Origin of the sequence: Microbacterium sp. Leaf351 (assembly GCF_001423825.1) — a bacterium.
Classification (GTDB): domain Bacteria; phylum Actinomycetota; class Actinomycetes; order Actinomycetales; family Microbacteriaceae; genus Microbacterium; species Microbacterium ginsengisoli.
The window spans coordinates 112,798-117,062 of sequence record NZ_LMPK01000015.1 but is presented as its reverse complement, the minus strand read 5'-3'; the positions used below and the strand labels follow the sequence as shown (position 1 = coordinate 117,062).

Annotated in this window: 4 protein-coding genes; 2 read left to right on the top strand and 2 right to left on the bottom strand. The window is 71.8% G+C overall.

The window, feature by feature from the left end:
• Positions 1-42 precede the first annotated feature (42 nt).
• Positions 43-1,206 (bottom strand): Gfo/Idh/MocA family protein, encoded by a 1,164-nt coding sequence (locus ASG00_RS06215; RefSeq protein ID WP_056207615.1) that lies wholly within the window; start codon positions 1,204-1,206, stop codon positions 43-45.
• Positions 1,207-1,243: 37 nt separating this feature from the next.
• Positions 1,244-2,173: a sugar phosphate isomerase/epimerase family protein gene (locus ASG00_RS06210; RefSeq protein WP_045247801.1), complete on the bottom strand. Its 930-nt coding sequence runs from the start codon at positions 2,171-2,173 to the stop codon at positions 1,244-1,246.
• Positions 2,174-2,280: 107 nt separating this feature from the next.
• On the opposite strand from ASG00_RS06210, the gene ASG00_RS06205 reads away from it, so the two are divergent.
• Both ASG00_RS06205 and ASG00_RS06200 read left to right on the top strand, forming a co-directional pair.
• Positions 2,281-3,402, top strand: coding sequence for a Gfo/Idh/MocA family protein (locus tag ASG00_RS06205; protein ID WP_056207612.1), 1,122 nt, complete (start codon positions 2,281-2,283; stop codon positions 3,400-3,402).
• A 22-nt stretch (positions 3,403-3,424) separates the two neighbouring features.
• Positions 3,425-4,265: LacI family DNA-binding transcriptional regulator (locus tag ASG00_RS06200; protein WP_235559314.1), on the top strand; the 841-nt coding region annotated here is incomplete at its 3' end.

Here is a 4,265-nt window from a genome sequence, read left to right as displayed (position 1 = left end):
CCCCCTCCCCGAATCGGGGAGGGGGTTCGTTGTTCCCGGAGGTCAGGCGACCGGGACGGGGCCTCGCGTGCGTGCCGACTCGAACGCCGCACCGACGACGTTCATCATCGCTGTGGCGGTGGCGAAGTCCGTGTCGATCGGCGTGCCGTTCGTGATGGCCCGGAGGAACTCCTGGATCTCCGCGACGAACGCCTCGGCGTAGCCGGTGCCCACGCCGGCGCCCGGCATGGCGGCGACATCCGAGAAGTACGGGTGTGCAGGCCCGGTGAAGATGCGGCGCGGACCGTTGTAGGCGGCCGGCGACGTCGCGTTCTCGAAGAGGTGGAACTCGCCCGCCGAGATCGAGTCGAACACGGCGCTGCCCGCGGAGCCGAACACCTCGACGCCGAGCGAATTCGGAACCCCCGCGGCGATGCGGCTGAGCGCGATCTGCCCGATGGCGCCCGAGTCGAGCGTCACCCCGAGCAGAGCGACGTCGTCATTGGTGACCGCTCCCTTCTCGGACGATCCGGATGCCCCGTGGCCGATCGCGCCCGCGGTCGCCAGGGGTCGCTCGGTGATCACGGTGCGCAGCGACGCGCTCGAGACCTCCGCGATGCGTCCGGCGACGAACTGCACGGCGTCGATCGCGTGGGCGCCGATGTCGAGCAGCGCGCCGCCGCCCGACTGCTCCTGCGAGAAGCGCCACGAGAGCGCGCCGGCCGGGTCGGCCGCGTAGTCGGCGTTGTACCAGCCGCGCACGGTGTGGATGTCTCCGACGAGCCCGTCGGCGACCGCACGCGCGAGTGCGGCGAGGCCGGGCAGTCGGCGGAACGAGAAGCCGACACCGGTCACGGCGGGCGAGGCCTCGGCCAGCGCCTGCAGGTGCGACGACTCCGCCGGGGTGCGACCGATGGGCTTCTCGGCGAAGACGTGCTTGCCGGAGGCGAGCACCTTGGGCAGCACCTCGGCGTGCAGGAAGTTCGGAAGCGCGACGCTAATGGCGTCGACGTCGCTCGCGATGAACGCGTCGACGTCGGCGGTGGCGCTCGCGAACCCGTAGCGGTCCGCGACCGACTGGGCGAGGGCGAGGTTGGGGTCGGCGATGGCGACGAGCTCGACTGAGAGCGGCGAGCTGGTCGCCATCATCGCGTTGCGGTAGCCGAAGGCGTGCGCCTGGCCGGCCATTCCGGCGCCGATGACGCCGACACGAATGGGGGTGGACATGGGTGGTTCTCCTTGGGTGATGGGTGTCGAGGCGGGGTCAGCGGAAGCGTGCGGGGCCGCCGCATCCGGTGATGTACTCGCGCGTGCGTCGCGCGATCTGGAGGGGTGCGGCGAAGTCGCCGACGGGGTACATGTCCTGCTCGATGATCGCGAACACGCCCGGGTGGGCGAGGGCGGCCTCGTGCAGCACAGGTCCGTAGTCAGGCACGCCGTGGGGCGGCTCGACCATGACGCCGCGGGTGACGGCCTCGACGAACGAGATCTCGTTCTTGAGCACGTGCGCCAGCAGGTCGGGCTCGACCTGCTTGAGGTGCAGGTAGCCGATGCGGTCGGGGAAGGCCCGGATGAGGCGCACGCTGTCGCCCCAGTAGTACGCGAGGTGCCCGGTGTCCAGGCACAGGTTCGTGTACCGCGGGTCGGTGTTCTCGACCAGGCGCACCACCTCGAGGTACGAGCCGATGGGGCTCTCGGCGTGGGAGTGGAACTGCTGGCGGAGGCCGAACTCCTCCCAGAGGCGCTTGCCGATCTCGTCGTGCCCGGCTGTGAAGGTGCCCCATTCGTCGGCCGTGAAGGTGCGGGCGCCCACGACGTCGTCGTTCGCGTCGCGCTCCCACAGGCCGGGGATGGTGATCACGTGCTCACCGCCGAGCGCGGTGACCAGTCGCGCCACCTCGGTGACGTCGCGCCACGCGTTCTCGACCTCCTCCGGCGACCGGTGCAGGTGGGTGAACACGGTTCCCGCCGAGAGGGCGAGGTCGTGGGCCGCGAAGTCGTCGGCGAGAGCGGATGCCTCGGTGCCGAGGTAGCCGTAGGGGCCGAGCTCGGTCCAGTGGTAGCCGGCCTCCTGTACTTCGCGCAGGTACTGCTCGGGAGGGGGCTGGCGGTCGTCGACGGCGTTCCAGACGCCCCAGGAGTCGGGGGCGATGCCGACGCGTGGAGCGGCGACGTCGTTGTCAGGGGTGCTCACCGGCACTCCTTTCGGGTTGTTATTGTACGGACAAAGGGTAATCTAGAGCGCTCTAGGTCTGTGTGCAAGAGCGACGGCGGGCGATGCTCGTCGTGAGAGGAGTGGGCATGACCGCACGCACGCGTCTCGGCGTCGGAGTCATCGGTACGGGCTGGATGGCGCGCGCCCATGTCAGCGCGTTGCGGCGCCTCGATGTGCTGACGGGACGCGCCCACGGCGTCGACCTCGTCGTCGTGGCGGGGAGGGATGCGGCACGCACCTCGGCTGCGGCCGCCACCTGGGGCTTCCGCGAGTCGACCGACGACTGGGAGCGGGTCGTCGCCCATCCGGACGTCGGCGTCGTCGTGAACCTCGCCTCGAACGCCGTGCACGCGCCCGCCAGCATCGCCGCGCTGGCCGCGGGCCGGCACGTCGTGTGCGAGAAGCCGCTCGCGACCCGCGCCGAAGACGTCGCCGCGATGGTGGATGCCGCGGCCGCCGCGCCGACCCTCGCAGTGGCCTCGTACAACTATCGCTTCGTGCCGGCGCTGCAGTTCGCCCGCCGGCTGCTCCGGTCCGGCGAGCTGGGAGCGCTGCGATCGGTCTCGCTCGGCTACGAGCAGGACTGGGCGTCACGCCCGGTCGACCGAACCGGGTGGCGCTTCGACGACCCCATCGACGGAAGCGTGGTCTTCGACCTGTCGCATGTGCTCGATCTGCTGCGCTGGCTCGTCGGTGAGCCGCGGAGCGCGGTCGCGAACGTGCAGACGCTCAGCGGCGGCGGTGTCGTCCCGGCGCGCGTGGGGACCGACCCGGAGGACTCCTACGCGGCGCTGTTCACGATGGAGGGCGGTGTCACCGCCGACGTGCGGGTGTCCCGCATCGCCACCGGCCGGAAGGGCGATCAATTCGTCCACCTCACGGGGTCCCTCGGCGCGCTCCGGTGGAGCATGGAGGATCTCAACAGCCTGGAGCTCTTCCTCGACTCGGGAGACGATCAGCGCGAGGGGTTCCGCCGTGTGCTGGTGACCGAGCCGGGGCATCCGCTCATGGCGAACTGGTACGCGCCGGGCCACGTGCTCGGCTGGGACGACACGGTGCTGCACGAATGGGTCTCGATCTCGGGCGCCATCGCGGACGGCGGCGACCGCAGCGGAGACCTCGCGACGTTCGCCGACGGCGCGCAGGCGTTCGCGATCGCCGAGGCGGTGCGCCGGTCGTCGCGCACTCTACGGTGGGAGTCAGTGTGAGGAGCACGGGAAGGTGCGTGACGTGAAGCGGGTCACGATGGAGGACGTCGCGCGCGAGGCGGGGGTCTCCCGCGCGCTCGTCTCGATCGCCTACCGCGACGCCGCTGGCGTCAGCGCCGCGACCCGCGCCCGCATCCTCGCGATCGGCGAGCGGCTCGGCTACGCACCCGACCAGGTCGCGGCCCGGCTCGCCGGCGTGGGCGGGCGCACGGTCGGCGTGTTCATCCAGGACCTCCACAACGACGTGTTCGCCGACGTGTTCGACGGAGTGCGCGCCGTCGTGGAGCCGGCCCGGAAGAGCCTGGTCATGGCCGTCGGCACACTCGACGGCCGCGGCGATGCGGCGGCCCTCGACACGCTGCGGCGCAGCCGCGTCGACGTGATCGTCGGGGTGGGCCTCCAGCTGCCGGATGTCGCGGTGCAGGCCGTCTCGCGCCATGTTCCGGTCGTCGCGGTGGCACGCGACATCCCGTCGGTGGATGCGGTGATCACCGACAACGAGGCGGGCGCGCGTGCCGCGGTGGAGCATCTCGCCGGGCTCGGCCACCGGCGCATCGCGTTCCTCGCGAACCCGCCCGGCGACGGCTACGGCGGGCGCGGAAGCGGCTACGCGGCGGCGATGCGCGCAGCCGGCCTCGCACCCCGGGTGGCGTCGAGCTCGTACCTGCGCGCGCAGGCCGCGATCGACGCGGCGGCGCTGCTCGACGGGCCGGAGCCGCCCACCGCGATCTTCGCGCACAACGACCAGGCGGCGTTCGGGGTGCTCGATGCCGCCCACGACCGGGGGCTGGTGCCGGGCGTCGACCTGTCGGTCGTCGGCTACGACAACAGCTCGATGAGCCGGGCTCCCGGCACCGCGCTCA

Bases quoted from the DNA above. Each gene is read 5' to 3' on its own strand.
- ASG00_RS06215 (WP_056207615.1), bottom strand. From the start codon at position 1,206: ATGTCCACCCCCATTCGTGTCGGCGTCATCGGCGCCGGAATGGCCGGC.
- ASG00_RS06205 (WP_056207612.1), top strand. From the start codon at position 2,281: ATGACCGCACGCACGCGTCTCGGCGTCGGAGTCATCGGTACGGGCTGG.